The organism is Micromonospora sp. NPDC047134 (assembly GCF_040643455.1).
In the GTDB taxonomy this organism is placed as follows: Bacteria; Actinomycetota; Actinomycetes; order Mycobacteriales; family Micromonosporaceae; genus Micromonospora.
The window spans coordinates 1-21,022 of record NZ_JBEYUI010000018.1 but is presented as its reverse complement, the minus strand read 5'-3'; the positions used below and the strand labels follow the sequence as shown (position 1 = coordinate 21,022).

The window sequence follows — 21,022 nt, the reverse complement described above, 5'->3', positions numbered from 1 at the left end:
TCTTCCTGGGGCTTGGAACTGGGAATGGTTCGCACCGACACCACCACCGGGCGCGCACGGTCAGCGCGGGAAGGCAGCGGCGACGTTCTAGGGTAGCGCAGGCGGGTGGCGGCTCACCCACGGAGGTTGCCCGGCGGGCGAGACAGACAGACAACGACCGCTGGCAACGGCCCGGAAGCCATCGCCAGCGGTCGTTGAATCAGATCTTGGCGACCTGGTTGAAGTTCAGCTCCACCGGCGTCTCACGGCCGAAGATCGACACCAGCACCTTGAGCTTCTGCTGGTCGGCGTTGATCTCGCTGATGGTGGCCGGCAGGGAGGCGAAGGCACCGTCGGTGACCGTGACCGAGTCGCCGACCTCGAAGTCGAGGACCTTGATCTCCGGCTTGGCCTTCTTCTGCTCGGTCTCCACCGCCGGGGCCAGCCACTTCAGCACCTCGTCGAGGCTCAGCGGCGCCGGGCGGTCGGCCCGGTCCGTGGCCCCCACAAAGCCGGTGACCCCGGGGGTGTTGCGTACGCAGGAGTACGACTCGGCCGTCAACTCCATCCGGACCAGGATGTAGCCGGGGAAGACCTTGGCCTGCACCTGGGACCGCTTGCCGTTCTTGACCTCGACCTCTTCCCGGGTCGGCACCTCGACCTGGTAGATGTAGTCCTCCATGTCGAGGGAGGTGATCCGGGTTTCGAGGTTGGTCTTGACCTTGTTCTCGTAACCGGCGTACGAGTGCACCACGTACCAGTCGCCGGGCGCGTAGCGCAGCTTCTGGCGCAGCTCGGCGACCGGGTCGTAGTCCTCCTCGGGCGCGGGCTCGGTCATCGCGAACTCCGGCTCGCTGGCGGCCTCGACCGACTCGTCGCCAGCCGCCGTCGCCACCGTGGACTGCTCGTCCGGGGTCTCGGCGGTCTCGTCGTACTCAGGCACGCTCGCTCACTTCCGTCACTATCGGCACAGTCAGCCGGTCAGCTGGGGTTGCCGAACACCCACAGCACGCCCTTCGCGAAAGCGAAGTCAAGGAGGGCCACGATCGCCAGCATCATCGACACGAACGCGACTACCACGCCCGTGTAGGTCAGCAACTCCTTGCGGGTCGGCCAGATGACCTTACGCAGTTCCGCCACGACCTCGCGGATGAAACGCGCGATGCGGCCGAACAGGCCCACCTTCTCGCCATCGGCACGCGTCTTCGACCGGCTGTCGGCGGAATCCGCCTTGGCCCGCTCCCGGGTGGCGGTGCCGCCCCGGGTTACCGGCTCGTCCGCGTCGGTGGCGTCGTCGTCGGCGCCGTCACTGACGACCTCGTCGTTCAGGCGCTCGTCGTCGGCGTCCTCGCCGCGCCGCTTGTTGTCGGCCACTTCGCCCTCCGTCGCGGGATATCGGGGTCGTACGCGGTTCGCGTACGCGGCGTCTGGTCACGCCAGCCGGACCCAACCGTCCCGGGACGGGCCGCGGCCGGCGGATCTGCCGGAAGGCCCCGATGCCTCGGAACCTCCCCGCCGATGCCACCACCACGGGCCGGACGCCACCTTTCGGTGGCGCGACCCACGGAACGGTCAGGCCTGAGGCGCAGGGGTGACAGGACTTGAACCTGCAGCCTGCGGTTTTGGAGACCGCTGCTCTGCCAATTGAGCTACACCCCTATGCGGCAACGCTCATCCCCCCAGGTCACACGACCAGGCAGGATTCACTTGCCCCACGGCGGACCAGTGTACGGGTACTAACCCGAGTTTCCCAACCGGTCTGGCCATCGCGCCTGCGGAGCAGGTCAGCCCGCCGTCCGAACGGTGGCCCGAGCCTGCGACAACACCTTGTCGCCCTGGCAGGTCGCGGTGATGTCTAGCCTGGTCAGACCCGCTTCGGTCACCTCGCGGACCACGGCGGTCACCACGATCTCGGTGCCTTCGTCGTCATCGGGAACCACCACCGGGCGGGTGAACCGGACCCCGTAGTCGACGACCGCGTCGGGCGCGCCGGCCCAGGCGGTGACCGCGCGACCGACCAGGGCCATGGTGAACATGCCGTGCGCGATCACCCCGGGCAGGCCCACTCCGGTGGCGAAGCGGTCGCTCCAGTGGATCGGGTTGAAGTCGCCGGAGGCGCCCGCGTAGCGGACCAGGTCCGCCCGGGTCACCCGGAACGTCTGGGTGGGCAGTTCCATCTCAGGCCTCCCCGCGTACGACGAGCTTCATCCAGGCGGTGACCACCGGCTCGCCGGCGGTCGTGTGGACCTCGGTCCGACTGGTCACGAAATCGTGACCACCGCGGCTGGTGATCTCCTCGATGTTGTTGACACAGACCAGCTCGTCGCCGGCCACCACCGGACGGGTGTACGCGAACCGCTGATCGCCGTGGAGCACCCGGCTGTAGTCGATGCCGAGGTCCGGGTCCTCGATCATCTGCTGGTTGGCGGCCATGGTGAGCACGATCGGGAAGGTCGGCGGCGCAACCACGTCCGGGTGGCCCAGGGCACGGGCGGCCTCCGGGTCGTGGTGGGCGGGATCGGTGGCGCCGATCGCACGCGCGAACTCACGGATCTTCTCGCGGCCCACCTGATAGGGGGCGGTCGGCGGATAGGTCCGGCCGATGAAGGAGTGGTCCAGGGACATGCCGCCGAACCTACACGCACAACAAGATCGCCGATCCACGCGGTCGGGAGCGGCCTACGGCTGCGCCCACCGGGTGAACCGGCGATCTTCGTTGTTCAGGGTGCCGGGCGATGCCCGGCGAGGTTCAGCGCGTCTCGCGGTGAACGGTGTGCCGCCCGTCCCGGGGGCAGAACTTCTTCAGCTCGATGCGGTCCGGGTCGTTACGACGGTTCTTGCGCGTGATGTAGTTGCGCTCCTTGCACTCCACACACGCCAAAGTGATCTTCGGCCGGACATCGGTCGCCTTCGCCACGGCGGAGTGCCTTCCTCGCTAACGGATACAACTACGGCGTCAAAGCCTACGCGCCGCCGGGGCGGACACGCAAAGTGGGCGCCTGTGGCGCCCGTCCCACTGACCACCGGGTTCACCCGGCGGCGGAGAGTAGCGGTGGCCGGACTTGAACCGGCGACACAGCGATTATGAGCCGCTTGCTCTGCCATCTGAGCTACACCGCCGTGGTGGGCCCAGCCGGACCCTCTGAGCCCCCTTACGGAATCGAACCGTAGACCTTCTCCTTACCATGGAGACGCTCTGCCGACTGAGCTAAGGGGGCCTGCGCGATCACTCCGTGGCCGCGCAGAGGTAAGAGTACACGGCCATCCCGGGCTGGTGAAATCGGATCCCCGGTGTCAGCGTATGCCCAGGTCAGGGCACTGCGCGCAGGCGCGGCAGCTCCCGGTTGGAGATCGAGTCGGGGTCCACCCGGGCACCGAACCAGGCCTCCAACCGCTCGTACGGCAGGGGCCGGCTGAATAGGAATCCCTGCCCGATCTCGCAGCCGATGTCCTGGAGCAGCTCCAGGGTCAGCTCGCTCTCCACGCCCTCGGCCACCACGGTCAGCCCGAACTGCTGAGAGAGGGTGACCACCGCGTTGACGATCGCCAGGTCCCCCGGGTCGGTCGCCATGCCCTGCACGAAGGAGCGGTCCACCTTGACCTCGTGCACCGGCAGCCGGCGCAGATGGGCCAGGGAGGAGCTACCGGTGCCGAAGTCGTCCACCGACAGCCGTACGCCCAGATCACGCAGCCGACGCAGGCTCGGGATCGGCCGGTCGGTGCCGTCGAGCACCCCGGCCTCCTCGATCTCCAGGGTCAACAACTGCGGTGGTACGCCGTACTCCGCCAGGAGGTCCCGGACCTGCTCGGGGAAATGCTCGTCGTTGAGCGTACGCGCGGAGAGGTTGACCGAGACGGCGAGCGCCTGGCCGCCGTGCGCCCAGTCGCGGCTGTGCCGCAGCCCCTCCCGGAGCACGAACTCGGTGAGCCGACCGAGCTGGCCGGTGTGCTCGGCGACCGCGACGAAGTCCGCCGGGGAGACCGTGCCATGGGTCGGATGCTCCCAGCGGGCCAGGCACTCCACCCCGACCAGCCGGCGGTCCCGCAGGGTCACCTTGGGCTGGTAGTAGATCTCCAGATCGCCGTTGTCCAGGGCGCTGCGCAGGTCTCCGGCCAGCCCCAGGCGACGCAGCGAACGCGACTCCAGCGCCGGGTTGTACAGCTGCACGCTGCCCGGCACCGACTTCGCGGCGCTCGCCGCCACGTCCACCCGTTGCAGCAGGGTGGCCGGGTCGCTGCCGTGATCCGGATGCACGACGACCCCGACGGCGGTGTCCACGTCCAGGGTCAGGGCGTCGAAGACCATCTCGTCGCGGATCTGCTCGCGGAGCTGACCGGCGAGTTCCACCGCCGCTTCGGCGCTCTCCAGCCGCAGGGTCACCAGGAACTCGTCCCCACCGGCCCGGCCGACCAGGGCGGCCGACGGCACACAGCCCCGCAGCCGGTTGGCCACCTCGGTCAGGACCTTGTCTCCGGCGGCGTGCCCCAGCGACTCGTTGACCTGACGCAGCCGGTCGACGTCGAACAGCAGCAGCGCGACCACCTCACCGGGGGCCCGGATCCGGACCGCCTCGGCTAGCGCGCCGAGGATCCGGCGCCGGTTCGGCAGCTTGGTGAGCCCGTCGTGGTACGCGTCGTGGCGCAGCCGGTCGACCAGGCGGGAGTTCTCCAGGGCGACCGCGGCGTGGGCGCTGACCGTCTGGAGGACCGGCACATCCGCCGGACGGAAGGAGTTGACGTCACCGAGGCGGTTCGCCACCTCCAGGGTGCCGATGACCGCCTTGCCCGACCGCAGCGGCACCACGATCACGTCCTTGGCGGCACGTCCCAACGACTCCCGAAGCTGGGGGTCGGCGGCGAAGCGGCTGCCCACCGCCACCGTCGCCTGACGGGCCACCGCCGCCTCCCGCAAGGCCTGCGGGGTCAGCGCCGAGTCGAGCAGACCGGACTTGCCCTCCTGGGCGGTCAGCAGCACCTCCGGGTGCCGCCCCTGGGCGGGCAACCACAAGGTGGCGTACTCGGCCTGCATGAGGCCGCGGATGCGGACCAGCAGGGCGTCGATGAGATTGCCGTCCGACCCGCTCTCGGTGATCGCCTTGGTCAGCTCGTACATCTCCGTCAGCGTGCGGTGCTGCCGGATGACCTGCGTGTAGGTGTCGTAGACGAGGGCGAACGCCACCGCCAGACCGGCGAAGAGGAGAAGCGCCCACGGCGTGGTCTCCAGGCCGATGATGATCAGGATGCCGATGGAGAGATTGATCGCCACGGTGAGCGACATCGGCGGTACAGCGCGGATCAACTCCCGGCCGGACTGCCAACCCTGCACGACGGAGATCACCGCGACCACGGCGACGAACCCGACGAGGGCGTGGGTGCCGATCGCCGCGAGCAGCAACCCCCAGGTCGCCGGCCCGACATTCTCCGGGGTCGGCAGAACGGTGTAGACCGTCGTGGCCAGGGCGGTCGCCGCCGCCGCGAGGGCCACATTGAACCAGAGCTTCGGCGGCAGCAGCTTGCGGCGCCACTGCACCACCAGAGTGGCCACGGTGTACGCCAGCACCACCGACAGCGGTGGCAGCACGAACAGCGCGACGACGAGCGGAATCTCGGTGAAGGTGGTGCCCAGCGCCTGCCGGCGTACCACCACGTTGATGGTGGGAATCGCGGCAATGATCATCGCCGCTGTCAGCAGCAGCGTGAGCAGCCAGTCACCGAGTGCGGGCCGAGCGGTCAGGCCCAGCAGAAGTGAGAAGAGGACCGCACAGAGCGCGAGCGGAGCCGTGATCAGCCAGGCCCGCTCGGTCCGTCCACGAGGAGAGCCAGACCTAGGCGACGTCATGGCTCTCCTCGCGACGTGGGGTGCTCGAGGTGGCGAGCCCGGTCAGGACGGGGAGCGCGTCAGCGCACCTGCGAACCCAACGTCGGCATCTGCCATTCGATGCCGTGGGTCCGAACCTCGAACTCGCTGGCGACACCGGCCGCGACCACCAGACCGGAAACAAGCAGAAGGGAGCCGAGTAGCCGGCCCAGACGGTGAGCAGACATGAGCGCTCCTGGCGGGGTGACGGATGTGCGTAACGGGGCTATCCGATGGTGCCACAGCCAGCCGGGCGGTGGAAAGTTCACAAACCCGATGTCGGTCGGGTTGTCGCCCGACATTGCCCATACGTTCCCCGTCGCACCACTTTCGACCAGGTCAGGGGCGCCATCACCACCGCCTGCCGGAAGAACACACCAACCGCGCATAGGTTACTTAGACGGCTTAGCGGGTCTAGCGGACCCACCTTCCGGTCAATGATTTTTATCGATAGTGCTCTATAACATCATCACGGACGTCCAGTCAATACACCCCCGACGTCCGCCTCCCCCTCCCGGCCGCCGCCCGCCCCGACGACCCGACGCCACTACCGACAGCCAGGCTCAGCCGACCACGACCAGAGTAGGCGTGACGAACCAGTTCAGTCACCCCCATGAATGGATGATTCAACCGCTCAGTCAGGAAATACACTGTTGAAGCGGCCATGAGGATGTGCTGAGACCAGCAGAAGCCCTCGCCCACTTCTCCGACCTGTCGCCACACACAGCCAGTGGCCGGCACAGACAGTCTGCGACTGCCGCTGGGGCTGCGGAACAAGCCAGCCCTACCGAGGAGAACAGGACATCAGCAGCGCACCGGCCAATCGCCGTTCCTAGCACGGGGGCCGGCGGGCAACTGTCGACAGCAACCACATCGGACCGCGGCGCAGCAGCGAGCGCGGGACCGCTGGTACGGCGAGCTGGCGAATCGGTAGGGTCTGGCCGCCCCGGCTGTGCGGGCTGTGCCGCGAAGGCGGGAGGGTCATGGGTCACGGGGAACAAGCTGCACATGACCATGAGTTGTGGGAGTCGCTCGTCTCGGCGGCCCGCGACAGGGTCGGGCAGCGGCATGCAGCGATGGTCTCCGACCACGGGCTCAGCGGCGATGTGCAGTACCACTGGTCGATGGACGACGCCACCATCTCCTGGTCACGCGACGGCCGGGACTCCCTCCACGGCCGAATCACGATGATCGGCAGCGTGGACCACGTCCAGCAGACATGGTTGTGGTCCTGGGCCAACGACTCACTCCCACCGGCGGTGCTCGGTGACATCACCGACGTTCGCCGCTACGGAGAAGAACGCTCATTCCCCTTGTTGATGTCGCCGAGCTTCCGTGCCGAGCAGAAGCCGGTGGCGCAGGCCAGGATCGTCGCTGCCGACGTGCTGGCGGCCGAAGGCCTATGGTTCGAGCCCGGCGACGAACTGGACCTGCATTTCGCCATTCACGATCTGCGCCGTGTCTGAAGGGGCGACTCCAGCGAGGGCGGGCGGCGTCGATGAACATGCCGCACGATCACAAGTTCGGCGGTTCGCTCGACGCAGCGAACGTCTGCACGGCGTGGAGCAAGCGGTCGAGGAAGGTGGGCAGGTCCGGGGCGGCTACATCGAAGCGCGGGTCTTCTGAGGTGTAGATGCCGTCGAGGACCAGGCTCGGTGGGAGTCGGTAGACGGGTGAACCGGCGGGCGTGGCTAACGCGTACTGGGTGCCGCCGCCATCGCTGGCGAATACGACAACGTCGGCGACATGGCGGCCACGTACGTGCCGGAGGTCGCGTGACTCGTGGGTGTGGGCCACGTCCGAGGCCGTGTGCAGGAAGAACCCGTTACCGATGTCCGGTAGGTCGACGGCACCGACCGTTGCGTACAGGTCCACGAGGTCGTCGGGGATCGCGGGACGGACAGCAGCGATCGGGTCCGGCTCGCGGACGACGTTCTCGCCCGGCGGGTACCCGTAGCGGTCTTCGAAGTCGAGCACTGCGGAGGCGACCGCCTCCCGCAGATCCTCGCGCCAGGTCTGCCCACGTCCAGCCCCGGCGCTCACCGCAGCATGTCTGCAATACCAGTCTGCGGATCCACCGCGATCGACAGCGTGCGAAGCGCGCCGTGGTCGGTCATGTCTCGGGGAGCGAAGTCAAAGACAATGTGCGTCTTGACTCCGTCGAGGGTTCTCACGGAGTCCTGCCGCGAGCCGGCAAGCTCCCATGCTTGGTTCCACCCGCCGCCAAGCCGCCCGGCGAACTCTGCGACGGCGAGTTCTCGCGCACGCTCCATGTCCATGACAACATTCTCGGCCCCGAGGCACTGGCGTGCCGCCCCCGGACGGTGCAAGGACAAAGCGGCGAACGCATGCGACACAGCCAGTGAGACCAACGTGATCGGCCCCTGATCAGCATCTCTGCTGGTCAGGGGCCGCTTCTGCACCTGGTGGCGGGTAGAGGATTCGAACCTCTGTAGCTTTCGCGACGGATTTACAGTCCGCTCCCATTGGCCGCTCGGGCAACCCGCCAGGGCACACCTCCGCACCGTGGTGCGGCGGCGGAAGCAAGGATAGCGGTTCCTACTGGCTTCGCCGCAACCGGGTACCGTCAGGGGGTCGCGCCCCTGGTCATCCAGGGGCAAACGATCACAAACAGCCGGACAGCAGGAGTATGAGCATGGCAGCGAACCCGTCGTTCGACATCGTCAGCAAGGTTGACCGCCAGGAGGTCGACAACGCCCTTCGCCAGGCAGAGAAGGAGCTTGCGACGCGGTTCGACTTCCGGGGTACGGGTGCGGAGATCTCCTGGTCGGGCGAGGAGGCGATCAGCCTCCAGGCGGAGACCGAGGAGCGGGTACGGGCCGCGCTGGAGGTCTTCCGGGAGAAGCTGATCAAGCGGAACATCTCGCTGAAGTCGCTGGACGCGGGCGATCCTCGTTCGTCGGGCAAGATCTTCAAGATCGACGCCAAGGTGGTGCAGGGCATCGACCAGGAGAAGGCCAAGGCGATCAGCAAGAAGATCCGCGACGAGGGGCCCAAGGGCGTACAGGCGCAGATCCAGGGCGACCAGCTTCGGGTGACAGGCAAGAAGAAGGACGACCTTCAGGCCGTCATCACCCTGCTCAAGGCGGAGGACTTCGGGGTCGCCCTCCAGTTCACCAACTACCGCTAGGCAGTCACGGACGGAGCAGACCTAGGGTCAGGGCTAGTTGGGTGATCGTGGTGGGGGCGTCCGGGTCACGGGCGACCTGGGCGACTGTTTCGCGACCCGCTGGGCGGTGGCCGTACCTCGGCTGGTGCGATCTGGTCGGCTTACAGCAGGACGCGGGCCGCCGCGCCGGGGGCCTCAGCGTGCAGGTAGGCGCGGGCCACCTCGATCAGGTGCGCGGCTCGGCGTTCGACGGGTAGGCAGCGCCAGCCGTCGTACCCGATGATTTTCTGGTGTCGGGTGACGGCTTGCCGGGTGTCGCCGGCCATGTCCGCCGCCTCGTCCAGCAACTCGGCCGTGGCCCGCTCGTCGCCTGATCGGGCCGCCATCGTCGCCGCTTGCAGCAGCAGGGCGCCGCACAGGGACAGCTCCTGGGGCGTACCGGCGTCGAGGTCGGGGGGTGCGGCCTGGTAGGCGGCGGCGAGCATCACCGGCCTGGCCCTCGTCGAGGCCGGTAGCGCCTGACCGAGCTGCACCGCCGCGCACGCCACCAGGATCCGGTCGCCGGTCGCGGCGGACATCGCCCGGTCCGCGGCCAACCAGGCGAGGCTCCTCTCGCCCAGCTTGACCAGCAGGGCCGCGGTGATCCGGTACGCCTCCACCAGCGCAGCCCGGCATCCCTGGGGTGCCTGGGCGTGCGCGGTGAACCTCGGTCAACAGTGTCGGCAGCAGCTCGACCAGGTGGGGGTACCGGGCGTGCTGGTAGGTGCTCCAGGCGTGCGCAAGCTCCTGGTCCAGTCGCTGCGGCGACATCAGCGGCCGGCCACCGGCGGGACGGCCCAGTGATATCTCGTACGCGGACAGCGCCGCCCTGATCCGGGCGACGCCCGCGCTGCGGTCGACCAGTTCGGCGGGCTGCTCGTCGTGTCCGAGCAGGGTGGCGGCGTCGACGCGCAGGACGGCGGCGATGTCCCGGATGGTCGACACCCGTTCCAGGGAGCGGACGCCGCGCTCGACCTTGTCCACCCAGCGGCGGGGTCAGCGGTTGAAGATCAGCAGGAGCACGATGGTGCCGATGGCGCTGACCACGATCGAGCCCAGGCAGCCGAGACGGTTCGAGAAGAAGGCGAACATGCCTCGGTGATACCCACCGGCGCCCCGGTCAGACCGGGGCGGGGGTTTCCACGCGTACGGAGGCGGCTTCTGCTCGGGCGATGGGGCCGGCGGGCAGGGCGGCGATGGCGGCCCCGGCGGCGACCGCCGCACCGGCGAACAGGAAGGCCCAGGGCACCCCACCGGCGTGGTCGATGATCAGGCCGGCCACCGCGCCACCGGCGGCGCTGGCCCCGACGGACATGGTGACCACCCAGGTGTACGCCTCGTTCAGCATGCCGGCCGGGGAGATCCGCCCGACCAGGGTGTTCTCCAGGGTCAGGGCCGGTGCGATGGTGGCCCCGCCGACGATCAGGGCGGCGCCGAGGGCCAGGGGGGTGGGCATCACGGCGAAGACGACGAAGCTGCCCGCCACCGCCGTCAGTAGCCAGGCGAACTGTCGGGTCATGTTGGGGGCCGGGCGGCGGATTCCGAACCAGAAGCCGCCTACCGCGCTGCCGATGCCCCAGACGGCCAGGAGTATCCCGGCCAGGCTGTCCGGGTCGTCGGCGGTGTAGCGGGTGGCGAAGGCGGGCACGGTGACCCCGGCCGCACCGAAGGCGATGCCTAGGCTGGCCACGCAGAGCAGCAGGGCCGGGAATCCGCCGAGCCGCAGCGGGCCCAGTCCTCGGGTGCGGTGGTCCCGGGAGTGCGGCTGCCAGCCGCGCATGGTCTGGCCGAGCGCCACGGCCACGGTGCCGAAGAGGGTCACCACGGCTGAGCCGATCAGGGCGGCCCCGGCGTCGGCGAACATGACGAAGCCGGCGACCAGCAGGGGGCCGAGCACGAAGACGACCTCGAACAGGGTGGTCTCCGCGGCCAGGGCGGTGTTGCGCAGGTGGTACCGGCCGGAGGCGACGCTGGTCAGGTCGTTCCAGGCGCCTCGGATGGCGGCGGTCAGCGGGGGGTAGGTGGCGCCGGCCACGGCGGCGGCGACCAGGACCAGGGCGAAGGGGGTCTGCTCGGAGCGGGCCGACCAGAGCAGGCCGATCAGGGCCAGGGGGTGGGCGATCGCGGTGCCGATCAGTACCGGGGTGGGGCCGATGCGGTCGGCGACGCGCCCGGCCACCGGGCTCAGGGCGGCGCCGGCCAGGGCGTAGGCCCCACCGGCCAGGGCGGCCAGCGAGTAGCGGCCGGTGACCTCCTCGATGACCAGCAGCAGGGCCAGCGGGGTCATGCCGATCCCGAGTCGCCCGATGATGCCGGTGATCAACAGGGTCGGCGCCCCGGGAAGGTGCCAAACGCCCAGGTAACGGCGCAGACCAGCCACCGAGGACCTCCACAAGTGTAATGAGTGAGAGCGGTTTGAACCCTAACGCTGCCCGGCTGGCCCGCAACCCAATAGGGTGCCGCCCGCGCCGGATGGACCCGGCACGGGCGGCGAGAGGTTGGCGCAGGTCAGCGCTGGTAGCGGACCGGGCCCATGTTGCGGGCCATCTCCTCCAGCCGGGCGACCCGCTGTTCCATCGGCGGGTGGGTGGCGAACATCGCCGCGACTCCACCGCCCTTGAAGGGGTTGGCGATCATCAGGTGGGCGGTGCTGGTGAGCTGCCCCTCGGCCGGCAGGGGCCGACGCTGGGCCCCCATGTGGATCTTCCGCAGCGCGCTGGCCAGGGCCAAGGGGTCACGGGTGAGTTCGGCCCCGGAGGCGTCCGCCTGGAACTCCCGGCTGCGGCTGATCGCCAACTGGATGATGCTCGCCGCGATCGGGCCCAGGATGATGGTGAGCAGCAGCACGATCGGGTTCGGGCTGTCCTCGTCGTTGCCGCCGAGCGGGATGAACAGAGCCAGGTTGGCCACCATGGTGATGATGCCGGCCAGGCCGGCGGCCACGCTGGAGATAAGGATGTCCCGGTTGTAGACGTGTGACAGCTCGTGGCCGATGACGCCCCGCAACTCCCGGTAGTCGAGCAGTTGGACGATTCCCTGGGTCACGCAGACCGCCGCGTTCTGCGGGTTACGGCCGGTGGCGAACGCGTTGGGCTGGGCGGTCGGGCTGATGTAGAGCCGGGGCATCGGCTGCCGCGCCTCGGCCGCCAACTCACGCACCATGTGGTACAGCTCGGGGAACTGTGCCTCGCTGACCGGTTGCGCCCGCATCGAGCGCAGCGCCAGCTTGTCGGAGTAGAAGTAGGTGACACCGTTCATCACCAGCGAGATGACGACGGCGATGACCAGGCCGCCACTGCCGCCGAACCAGTAGCCCACCGCCAGGATCAGCGAGGTGAGCAGGCCGAGCAGCGCGGCGGTCTTCAGACGGTTGTGGTGCACGATCACTCCTTCGGTGCACGGATGCCTGGATCCGTTGACCGGTACAACAACCCGGTACCCGTCAACCATCCGTCTCATGACTGAGAGTTACCTGAATGACAGTCATGTTCGGGAATGAAACGGCAGGTCGGAGCGGATTCAGCTCCCGGTGAGATCGAGCACCAGTTGCGGTGCGAAGCCGACCAGCACGGCCAGGGCGGTCGCCACGGCCAGGGCGGCGGCCACCAGCCGGGCCGGCCGCACCGCCACCGCGGGGGTGCCGTGGGCCTTGTCGTTCGGGGCGCTGTCGGCCGGGGCGTACAGCAGGGCGGCGAAGCGCAGGTAGTAGGCCAGGCCGACTACCGCGTTCAGGGCCACCAGCAGGGCCAGCCAGGCCGCCTCCCCGCCGAGCAGCGACCGCACCACGGTCACCTTGGCGAACAACCCGGCCAGCCCGGGGGGCAGACCGGCCAGCCCGATCAGGGCGAAGGCCAGGCCCGTACCGACCCAGGGATGCCGCCGGGCCGCCCCGCGCAGGTCGTCCAACTGCCCGCCGTCCGCCCCGGCCGGGCGCAGGGCCACCACCCCGGCGAAGGCGGCCAACTCCAACAACACGAAGAAGACGGCGTACGCCAGGGCGGCGGCGTACGCGGCGGAGCGGGCCTCGACATCGGCCAGGGCCAGGGCACCGAGGGGGGCCAGGATGTAGCCCGCCTGGGCCACCGAGGACCAGGCCAACAGCCGCACGGTACGCCGCTGACGCAGGGCCACCAGGTTGCCCACGGTCATGGTCAGCGCGGCGACCAGGGCCAGCACCGGCCCGGCGACACTGGGCGGCAGAGCGTGCTGCACCACGGCCAGCAGGGCGACCACACCACCGAGCTTCGAGGCGGTCGACAGGTACGCGGCCACCGGCAGCGGGGCCCCGTCGTAGGTGGCCGGGGCCCAGGCGTGGAACGGCACCGCGGCCACCTTGAAGGCCAGCCCGGCCAGCACCAGGACCACCGCTACCGTGGTCAGCGGCAGGTCCAGCAACTCCGAGCGGTCGGCCAGGGTCACGCCCAGCCGTTCCAGGCGCAGGCTGCCGGTGGCCGCGTAGAGCAGCGCCGCGCCGAGCAGGGTCAGGGTGGTGGCCACCACGCTGACCACGAAGAAGGTCACCGCCGCCTCGGCACTGGCCAGGCTCCCCCGGCGCAGCCCGACCAGGACGTACAGCGGCAGGGTCAGGGCCTCCAGGGCCACAATCAGGGTGATCAGGTCCCCGGCCGCGCCGAGCACCACGCCACCGGTCATCGAGCAGGCCAGCAGGAAGCAGAACTCCCCCACCGGGGTCACCCCGTCGCGCAGCAGCGGCCCGGACAGCGCCAACACCCCGAGCACCAGCAGCGCCACCAGCCCGGCCACCAGCGCGGCCCGCCCACCGAAGACGTACGAGCAGTCGGCCCCGACGCAGAAGGTACGGCGTTCGCCTCCGGCCCCCACCGCGACGGCCGCGACGAGGGTGGCGAGTGCACCGGTGGCCGTGGCCACGATCGTCGCCGCCCGGCGGGCCAGCACCAGGTCGACCAGGAGCGCCAGCACGGCCGTCCCGGCGGCCAGGTACGCCGGTAGCAGCGCCACACTGTCGACGCTCTGCACCCTGCTCACGGCTGCCTCCCGTCGGCCCGGTCCCGGGTCGTCGTCATCGCAGGACCTCCACCAGGGCGGTCACCGGCGCCTCGGCGACACCCAGCACCAGGGTCGGTGCCAACCCGACGGCCAGGGCCAGCAGCACCAGCGGCGTCCAGGCGACCAGTTCGGCCCCGGCCAGCCCCGGTTTCAGCCCGGCCACCGCAGGCGTCGGAGCACCGTGGGTGACCTGCCGCAACAACCGCAGCAGGTACCCCGCCGTCAACGCACCCCCGAACGCGGCCAGCACCGCCAGGGTGATCCACAGCGGGCCGCCCACCTGGACGGCGGCGACCACAGCGAAGGCCTCCCCCCAGAACCCGGCCAGGCCGGGCAGCCCCAGCGAGGCGACCGCCGCGAAGGCCAGCAGCCCGGACAGCCGAGGGGCGGTCTCCCGCAACCCGGACAGGTCGCGCAGCGCCCCGGTGTGGGTCCGGTCCTTGATCGCCCCGGCCAGGAAGAACAGCAGGCCGGTGATGATGCCGTGGGCGACATTGCCGATCAGCGCCGCCTGGATGCCGGTGGCGGTCAGGGTGGCGATGCCGAGCAGCACGAACCCCATGTGCCCCACGCTGGAGTACGCGATGAGCCGCTTCAGCTCGGTCTGCGCCAGACACACCAGCGACCCGATCAGGATGGCCGCTACGGCCAGGACCCCCAGCACCGGTGCCGCCCAGCGGGCCCCTTCCGGGGCCACCCCGACGGCTACCCGGATCAGGCCGTAGGTGCCCATCTTGAGCAGCACCCCGGCGAGCAGCACACTGCCGACCGTGGGGGCCTGGGTGTGGGCGTCCGGCAGCCAGGAGTGCAGCGGCCAGAGCGGGCTCTTCACCGCGAAGGCCACCGCCAGCAGGGTGAAGGCGGCCAACTGGGTGCCCCGGGACAGCCCGGTGCCCCCGGTCAACGTGACCATGTCGGCGGTACCGGCGGCGGCCACCACCACATAGACCCCGACCAGCAGCAGCACCGAACCGAACAGGGTGTAGAGGGCGAACTTGCGGGCCGCCCGACGCCGCGCCGCCACCGCCGCCGGGTCGGTGCCGTCACCACCCCAGCCGACGATGATCGCGTACATCGGCAGCAGGACGACCTCGAAGAAGAGGAAGAACAGCACCAGGTCCAGGGCCAGGAAGGTGCCCAGGATGCCGACCTCCACCACCAGCAGCAGGGCCACCAGGGCCCGTCCGCTGCCGCCGGGCGGCACCCGCCAGCAGGTGTACCCGCAGCAGAGCAGGGTGAGCAGGGCGGTCAGCACCACCAGGGGCCAGGAGATGCCGTCCACCCCCAGGTGGAACCGCAGGTCCAGGCCGGGCACCCAGGGCAGGTCCAAGGCGTGCCAGGGGCGTACCGCCGGTGGGGTCGCCGAGTAGGCCGTCCAGCCGCTGGACCGGTCGACGGCCAGGGCCAGGGCCGCCACCAGGGTCAGGGCGGCGGCCACCGTACCGGCCACCCGGGCGGGCAGGTCCCGGGGGATCACCGCCACCGCCAGGGCCCCGAGCATCGGCACCGCCAGAACCGCTACCAGCAGGAACTCACCTAGGCTCATCAGCAGGCTCCGATCCGCGAGGCCCGGCCCGTGCCTGCTCCGCGGCTCATCACATCGCTCCGATCAGGGTGGCGGCCAGGGCGATCAGCAGCGCACCGGCGAGCACCGCAGCGACGGCGCGAGGCAGGGCCGACCGGTGCAGGGTGGCCAGGCCACCGCCCACGGCAGCCGCGCCCCGACCGGTGCCGGTGACCGCACCGTCGACGACCCGCTCGTCGGCCACCCGCGCGGCCCGACCGAGGGCGGTCATGGGGCGTACCACCAGGGTGTGCTGGGCCTCGTCCAGGCGGAAGGCGCGGGCGAAGACCGGCCGCAGCGGGCCCAGCGCCGCCGCCGGGTCGGCGGCGGTGTCCCGACGCCAACCGGCCCAGGCCAGCCCGGCCCCGAGCAGCAGCAACGCCAGGGGCAGCAGGACGGTCGGGGTGAGGTGGATCAGCCCCTCCGGGGGCAGCAGATCCGACACCCCCTCGGCGTCGACCGGGGTGGTGCGTTGCAGTTGGGTGGCGAACCAGCCGGGGAAGCCGGCCAGGCCGAGCAGGGCCGCCGGCACGGTCAACGCCAGCACCGGCCAACGCAGCAGGGCAGGCGGATCGTGCGGGTGGGCCGAGGGGGTGCGGAGGGTGCCGAAGAAGGTCCGCAGCAGCAGACGGGTGGCGTACCAGGCTGTGACGGCCACCCCGACCAGCCCGGCCAGCCAGACCAGCCAACCCACCCAGGCCGGGGCCGAACCCTCGCCGTGCAGGGCGGCCTCCTCGGCGGCGGCCAGCACCCCCTCCTTGCTCCAGAACCCGGAGAGCGGGGGCACCCCGGCCAGCGCGCCCAGCCCGATCAGGGTGCACCAGAAGGTGACCGGCATGGTGTGCCGCAGCCCGCCCATCCGGGACATCGCCGCAGTGCCCAGGGCATGGATGACCACCCCGGCGGCGAGGAACAGCAGGGCCTTGAAGGCGGCGTGGGTGAGCAGGTGGAACAGGGCGGCGGGCGGGGAGCCGACGGCCAGCGCCCCGGTCATGTAGCCGAGTTGGGAGACCGTCGACCAGGCCAGTACCCGTTTGAGGTCGTCCTGGGCGGTGGCGGCCAGGGCCCCGAGCAGCAGAGTCACCGAGGCCATCACCCCGAGCACGGCCAGCACCGTGGCAGTGGCCTGGAACAGCGGCCACAGCCGGGTCAGGGCGTACACCCCGGCGGCCACCATGGTGGCGGCGTGGATCAGGGCGGAGATCGGGGTGGGGCCGGCCATCGCGTCCGGCAGCCAGGTGTGCAGCGGGAACTGGGCGCTCTTGCCGGCCACCCCGGCCAGTAGCAGCAGACCGGCGGCGGTCAGGGTGGTGGTGCCGTGGTCGTGGGCCAGCACCTCGGCGATCCGGAAGCTGCCCGCCGAGACGCCGAGCAGGGCGATGCCGAGCAGGAACCCCACGTCGCCGACCCGGGTCACCAGGAAGGCCTTCTGGGCGGCGGCCGGGGCCTGCGGCAGCCGCCGGTCATGGGCGATCAGCAGGTAGGAGCAGATGCCCATCACCTCCCAGCCGACCAGCAGCATGATCAGGTCCCCGGAGACCACCACCAGCAGCATGGCGGCGGTGAAGAGGCTGATCTGTGCCGCGTACGGCGGGTAGCGGTGGTCGACGTCCGTGTCGTCGTGCGGACCCCGGGCCAGGTAGCCGACGGAGTAGACCTGCACGGCCAGGGCCACGGCCGCCACCGCCACGGCTACCAGGGCGGCGGCGCCGTCCAGGCGTACCCCCAGGGTGACCGTGAGGTCGCCGAAGCGGATCCAGGTGGTCGAGGACTCCGCCGGGGCCTCCAGGGTCACCAGCAGGGCCACCGCCAACACCAGCGCCCCGGCCGCACCGGCCACCCCCAGGGCCACGGCGGCCCGTCGGGCGGCACCCCGGCCGTCCGAGGCACCCGGCCCCGCCGGTGGCAGCAGCAGGCCGCCCAGACCGGCGACCAGGGGTACGACCGGCAGCAGGACACCCAGCAGGGTCGTGGTGCTCACCGCTGACCCTCCCGCTCCAGCGGCACCTCGTCGACGGCGACACTGGCCCGCATCCGATAGAGCTGGAGCACGATCGCCAGCCCCACCCCGATCTCGGCCGCCGCCAACACGATCACGAAGAGGGCGAAGACCTGGCCACTGTGCGGCAGCAGGGCCCGGGTGGTGGTGTCCGCGGTGATCAGGATCAGGTTCACCGCGTTGAGCATCAGCTCGACCCCCATCAGCACCAGCACCGCGTTGCGTCGCCGCAGTACGCCGTACACCCCCAGGCCGAACAGCAGGGCGGCCGTGACGTACGGGATGACCGGTCTCACCGGGCTCCTCCCGCGCCACCCGAGCCGGTCCGCTCGACCGGCTGGCCCCGGCCCTCCGCGGTGCGGCCGATGTCCGGGCGGGACAGCACGATCGCGCCGACCAGCGCGGACAGCAGCAGGATCGACAGCACCTCGAAGGGCAGCACCCAACTGGCGAAGACCTGCTCACCGATGCGCTCGGCGGTGCCCGCCTCGGGCAACTCCACCTTGGTCCAGCGGTACGCGTCGATCAGCAGGGCGGCCAGCCCCAGCCCGACCCCGCCGCCGATCAGGGCGGCCGGCCAGCCCGGACGGTCCAGATCGTCCGAGGCGCCGATCGGGGCGCGGGTCAGCATCACCGCGAACAGCAGCAGCACCACGACCGCGCCCACATAGATCAGCACCTGCACCCAGGCCACCAGCTCGGCGGTGAGCACCAGATACATCCCGGCCACCGCCCCCAGACAGGTGACCAGGTAGAGCCCGGCGCGGACCAGGTGCCGGGTCGACACCACCAACACCCCGGACCCGACGGCCACCGCCCCCAGGGCGAGCAGCAGCGCGTCCACCCCGGTCACTCGGAAGCACCTTCCCCGGGTGCCGGCTCGGGGCGTACCGGCGGGGCGGTCGGACGGGCGGCGGGCGCGGCGGGGATCGCGGCCTTGCGCGCGGCGGCGGTCTCCTCCTTGGCGGGCTCACCGTTGGGGTCGTGCGCCGGTGGCGGCGGTACGGTCGCCATCCACTCGCCCAGGTGATCCTTGTCGTGCAGCAGATCCTTGATGTCGTACTCGGCGTACTCGAACTCCGGCGACCAGTAGAGGGCGTCGAAGGGGCAGACCTCGATGCAGATGCCGCAGTACATGCAGAGCGAGAAGTCGATGTCGAACCGGTCAAGTACATTGCGCTGGCGGGGGCGGGCGGCGCCGGGCACCACCACCTCCTCCTTGTGCGAGTCGATGTAGATGCACCAGTCCGGACACTCCCGGGAGCAGAGCATGCAGACCGTGCAGTTCTCCTCCAGCAGGGCGATCACCCCACGTGAGCGGGGCGGCAGCTCGGGAGCCACGTCCGGATACTGCTGGGTGGTGGACCGCTTCGTCATCGTCTTGAGCGTGACCGCCAGCCCCTTGACCAGCCCGCTGCCCGGCACCCCCGCCGACTCGCCTCGCTCGCCGAGCCGATCGTCCGCTCGCTCACGCTCGCTCATGTCGAACATCCTGCCCTGTGGGCACGGCGCGCGCGACCACCACCCGGGCTCTGCCGTTAGTACCGTGACCACGGGGAGGAAACGACACATCGGAAAGGACCCGTCAGATGACCGCCGCGCTGCACGACGACCAACCGCCGTCGGGCGAGTGGACGACGGACGACCTCGACGCCCTGCCCGACGACGGCCGCCGCCGCGAACTGCTCGATGGGGTGCTGCTCGTGTCCCCCTCCCCCGCCGCCCACCAGACCATCGCCATGCGCCTCGGCGTCGCGCTCGAAGCGGAGTGCCCGGACGAGTACGAGGTCACCCAGGGGGTCGAGGTGCGGATCAACCGAACCCGTTCCTTCATCCCGGACGTCCTGGTCATCACCGCACCGGCGGCCCAACGCCGAGCACCCGCTCGATCGACCGGGTGCTCAAGCCGGCCCTCTACGCCCAGGCCGGCATCCCCTACTACTGGCGGATCGAGACCGGACGGTGGACCAAGTTCGTCGACACCGGTGAGCCCTTCCCGGTGAACCTGTCCGTGGCCCACCTGACGCCCTGGTACCTCTGACGGGCCCGGGTAGTCGCCCGATCTTCGTCGCCTCCGTCGATCTTCCGCTCCTTCTGCCCGGCCAGGGGGCTAAGTGTCGGCCATGATGGGAGCGGCATGGCAGGCGGCACAGGCAAGGAGCAGGGCGATGATGGTGGAAAACGACACGGGCCAGAGACAGACCGGCGGAAAGTACGTGGAGCCGGGGGGTGAGTTCAACCGGGACCAGAACTACATCACCACCCGGATCACCGCCGACGGGCGGGACGGCTATCCGGTGGAGCCCGGACGGTACCGGCTGGTGGTCAGCCGGGCCTGTCCCTGGGCCAACCGGCTGATCATCGTACGGCGGCTGTTGGGGTTGGAATCGGTGCTGTCGATGGGCGTCACCGGGCCCACCCACGACGCGCGGAGCTGGACCTTCGACCTGGACCAGGGCGGGCGGGACCCGGTGCTCGGCATCGAGCGCATCCAGGAGGCCTACTTCGCCCGCTACCCCGACTATCCCCGGGGGATCACCGTGCCGGCCATCGTGGATGTGCCGACCGGGCAGGTGGTGACCAACGACTACGCCCAGATGAGCCTGGACCTGTCCACCGAGTGGACCGCGCACCATCGGCCCGGTGCCCCCGATCTGTATCCCGAGCACCTGCGGGCCGAGATCGACGAGGTCAACGCGGTGGTCTTCCGCGATGTCAACAACGGGGTGTACCGGTGCGGCTTCGCCGGCAGCCAGGAGGCGTACGACAAGGCGTACCACCGGCTCTTCGACCGGCTGGACTGGCTCAGCGAGCGGCTGGCCGGGCAGCGTTACCTGGTCGGTGACACCATCACCGAGGCCGACATCCGGCTGTTCACCACCCTGGTCCGCTTCGATCCGGTGTACCACGGGCACTTCAAGTGCAACCGGCAGAAGCTGACCGAGATGCCGGTGCTGTGGGCGTACGCCCGGGATCTGTTCACCACCCCCGGCTTCGGCGACACGGTCGACTTCGACCACATCAAGCGGCACTACTACGAGGTGCACCGGGACATCAACCCGACCGGGGTCGTGCCCCTGGGCCCCGACCTGTCGAACTGGCTGACCCCACACGGCCGGGAAGCCCTCGGCGGCCGCCCCTTCGGCGACGGCACTCCCCCACCAGCCCCCACCGACCCGGTAGACCCCACCCACACCCCCCTCCCGTAAACCCCGACCCACGCCCTCCGCTCACCCCCACACCCCGCCCTCAGCCCCGCGATCTTGCACATTGTGTCGCCGCGAATGGGGCAAAAGCCACAGAAGAGCGACCAAAAGTGCAAGATCGCGGGGGCGGAGCCGCCCCACAGCTCGGGCAGCACCGGGGCCAGGGCGCCCAGCACCTTGCCGGAGGCGGCCCGGGTGGCCACCCCCTTGGGGTCGGCCG

The 21,022-nt window shown here is 70.3% G+C and carries 22 protein-coding genes, 4 tRNA genes and 1 pseudogene; 5 read left to right on the top strand and 22 right to left on the bottom strand.

The features are described from left to right. Window positions 1-199: 199 nt before the first annotated feature. From nusG to ABZ795_RS20795, 10 genes are all read right to left on the bottom strand, one after another. Entirely contained in the window at window positions 200-922 is a 723-nt protein-coding gene (nusG, locus tag ABZ795_RS20840; protein WP_102658898.1) for a transcription termination/antitermination protein NusG, read from the bottom strand. A gap of 38 nt (window positions 923-960) precedes the next feature. Continuing rightward, entirely contained in the window at window positions 961-1,353 is a 393-nt protein-coding gene (gene secE / locus ABZ795_RS20835) for a preprotein translocase subunit SecE (RefSeq protein WP_357531555.1), read from the bottom strand. 212 nt (window positions 1,354-1,565) lie between these two features. Then, window positions 1,566-1,638: transfer RNA gene (locus ABZ795_RS20830), tRNA-Trp, on the bottom strand. 125 nt (window positions 1,639-1,763) lie between these two features. Continuing rightward, the gene (locus tag ABZ795_RS20825; protein WP_327024018.1) at window positions 1,764-2,156 is read right to left on the bottom strand and encodes a MaoC family dehydratase; all 393 of its coding nucleotides are present in this window, start codon (window positions 2,154-2,156) and stop codon (window positions 1,764-1,766) included. A gap of 1 nt (window position 2,157) precedes the next feature. Next, on the bottom strand, window positions 2,158-2,604 hold the full coding sequence (locus tag ABZ795_RS20820; RefSeq protein ID WP_357531554.1) for a MaoC family dehydratase N-terminal domain-containing protein: 447 nt from the start codon (window positions 2,602-2,604) through the stop codon (window positions 2,158-2,160). Between the two features lie 124 nt (window positions 2,605-2,728). Continuing rightward, the gene (gene rpmG / locus ABZ795_RS20815; protein WP_007073056.1) at window positions 2,729-2,896 is read right to left on the bottom strand and encodes a 50S ribosomal protein L33; all 168 of its coding nucleotides are present in this window, start codon (window positions 2,894-2,896) and stop codon (window positions 2,729-2,731) included. A 130-nt stretch (window positions 2,897-3,026) separates the two neighbouring features. Next, window positions 3,027-3,099 (bottom strand) — tRNA-Met (locus ABZ795_RS20810). A gap of 25 nt (window positions 3,100-3,124) precedes the next feature. After that, a tRNA-Thr gene (locus tag ABZ795_RS20805) sits at window positions 3,125-3,197 on the bottom strand. A 92-nt stretch (window positions 3,198-3,289) separates the two neighbouring features. Beyond that, the gene (locus ABZ795_RS20800) at window positions 3,290-5,818 is read right to left on the bottom strand and encodes a bifunctional diguanylate cyclase/phosphodiesterase (protein ID WP_327024016.1); all 2,529 of its coding nucleotides are present in this window, start codon (window positions 5,816-5,818) and stop codon (window positions 3,290-3,292) included. A 59-nt stretch (window positions 5,819-5,877) separates the two neighbouring features. Beyond that, complete coding sequence (locus ABZ795_RS20795) at window positions 5,878-6,024, bottom strand: hypothetical protein (RefSeq protein ID WP_327024015.1); 147 nt, start codon at window positions 6,022-6,024, stop codon at window positions 5,878-5,880. Between the two features lie 795 nt (window positions 6,025-6,819). Here ABZ795_RS20795 and ABZ795_RS20790 point away from each other — a divergent pair. Beyond that, a complete protein-coding gene (locus ABZ795_RS20790) occupies window positions 6,820-7,302 on the top strand; it encodes a DUF6882 domain-containing protein (RefSeq protein ID WP_357531553.1) in 483 nt (160 codons plus the stop codon). Between the two features lie 49 nt (window positions 7,303-7,351). Here the strand turns inward: ABZ795_RS20790 and ABZ795_RS20785 are convergent, their stop codons facing one another. The 3 genes from ABZ795_RS20785 to ABZ795_RS20775 all read right to left on the bottom strand — a co-directional run bounded on the left by ABZ795_RS20785 (window position 7,352) and on the right by ABZ795_RS20775 (window position 8,344). Next, window positions 7,352-7,879, bottom strand: a complete 528-nt coding sequence (locus tag ABZ795_RS20785; protein ID WP_357531552.1) for a hypothetical protein — start codon at window positions 7,877-7,879, stop codon at window positions 7,352-7,354. After that, window positions 7,876-8,115 carry a hypothetical protein gene (locus ABZ795_RS20780; protein WP_327024012.1) on the bottom strand — a complete coding sequence of 80 codons (240 nt, stop codon included), beginning with the start codon at window positions 8,113-8,115 and terminating at the stop codon, window positions 7,876-7,878. Before ABZ795_RS20780 ends, ABZ795_RS20785 begins: the two co-directional genes overlap by 4 nt. Window positions 8,116-8,260: 145 nt before the next feature. After that, window positions 8,261-8,344, bottom strand: a tRNA-Tyr gene (locus tag ABZ795_RS20775). A gap of 148 nt (window positions 8,345-8,492) precedes the next feature. Here ABZ795_RS20775 and ABZ795_RS20770 point away from each other — a divergent pair. After that, entirely contained in the window at window positions 8,493-8,987 is a 495-nt protein-coding gene (locus ABZ795_RS20770) for a YajQ family cyclic di-GMP-binding protein (protein WP_327024008.1), read from the top strand. 140 nt (window positions 8,988-9,127) lie between these two features. Here the strand turns inward: ABZ795_RS20770 and ABZ795_RS20765 are convergent, their stop codons facing one another. From ABZ795_RS20765 to ABZ795_RS20725, 9 genes are all read right to left on the bottom strand, one after another. Then, on the bottom strand, window positions 9,128-9,625 hold the full coding sequence (locus ABZ795_RS20765; RefSeq protein WP_357531551.1) for a hypothetical protein: 498 nt from the start codon (window positions 9,623-9,625) through the stop codon (window positions 9,128-9,130). A gap of 500 nt (window positions 9,626-10,125) precedes the next feature. After that, on the bottom strand, window positions 10,126-11,385 hold the full coding sequence (locus tag ABZ795_RS20760; protein ID WP_357531550.1) for an MFS transporter: 1,260 nt from the start codon (window positions 11,383-11,385) through the stop codon (window positions 10,126-10,128). 128 nt (window positions 11,386-11,513) lie between these two features. Next, window positions 11,514-12,386, bottom strand: coding sequence for a zinc metalloprotease HtpX (gene htpX / locus ABZ795_RS20755; protein WP_327024006.1), 873 nt, complete (start codon window positions 12,384-12,386; stop codon window positions 11,514-11,516). A gap of 138 nt (window positions 12,387-12,524) precedes the next feature. Then, a complete protein-coding gene (locus tag ABZ795_RS20750) occupies window positions 12,525-14,012 on the bottom strand; it encodes a proton-conducting transporter membrane subunit (protein ID WP_357531549.1) in 1,488 nt (495 codons plus the stop codon). A 34-nt stretch (window positions 14,013-14,046) separates the two neighbouring features. Next, window positions 14,047-15,579 (bottom strand): NADH-quinone oxidoreductase subunit M, encoded by a 1,533-nt coding sequence (locus ABZ795_RS20745; protein ID WP_357531548.1) that lies wholly within the window; start codon window positions 15,577-15,579, stop codon window positions 14,047-14,049. Window positions 15,580-15,628: 49 nt separating this feature from the next. Continuing rightward, on the bottom strand, window positions 15,629-17,578 hold the full coding sequence (locus ABZ795_RS20740; protein WP_357531547.1) for an NADH-quinone oxidoreductase subunit L: 1,950 nt from the start codon (window positions 17,576-17,578) through the stop codon (window positions 15,629-15,631). Next, entirely contained in the window at window positions 17,575-17,892 is a 318-nt protein-coding gene (nuoK, locus tag ABZ795_RS20735; RefSeq protein WP_327024002.1) for an NADH-quinone oxidoreductase subunit NuoK, read from the bottom strand. Before nuoK ends, ABZ795_RS20740 begins: the two co-directional genes overlap by 4 nt. Further along, window positions 17,889-18,449, bottom strand: coding sequence for an NADH-quinone oxidoreductase subunit J (locus ABZ795_RS20730; RefSeq protein WP_357531546.1), 561 nt, complete (start codon window positions 18,447-18,449; stop codon window positions 17,889-17,891). Before ABZ795_RS20730 ends, nuoK begins: the two co-directional genes overlap by 4 nt. Further along, window positions 18,446-19,078, bottom strand: a complete 633-nt coding sequence (locus tag ABZ795_RS20725; RefSeq protein WP_357531545.1) for an NADH-quinone oxidoreductase subunit I — start codon at window positions 19,076-19,078, stop codon at window positions 18,446-18,448. The genes ABZ795_RS20730 and ABZ795_RS20725 overlap by 4 nt, the downstream gene beginning before the upstream one ends. Window positions 19,079-19,185: 107 nt before the next feature. Between ABZ795_RS20725 and ABZ795_RS20720 the strand changes: the two are divergent. The 3 genes and pseudogenes from ABZ795_RS20720 to ABZ795_RS20710 all read left to right on the top strand — a co-directional run. Further along, a pseudogene (locus ABZ795_RS20720) lies at window positions 19,186-19,413 on the top strand (Uma2 family endonuclease); the annotation flags it as partial. A gap of 80 nt (window positions 19,414-19,493) precedes the next feature. Next, the gene (locus tag ABZ795_RS20715; protein WP_357531597.1) at window positions 19,494-19,637 is read left to right on the top strand and encodes a hypothetical protein; all 144 of its coding nucleotides are present in this window, start codon (window positions 19,494-19,496) and stop codon (window positions 19,635-19,637) included. A 127-nt stretch (window positions 19,638-19,764) separates the two neighbouring features. Further along, window positions 19,765-20,805, top strand: coding sequence for a glutathione S-transferase C-terminal domain-containing protein (locus ABZ795_RS20710; RefSeq protein ID WP_357531544.1), 1,041 nt, complete (start codon window positions 19,765-19,767; stop codon window positions 20,803-20,805). The last annotated feature ends 217 nt before the right edge of the window (window positions 20,806-21,022 follow it).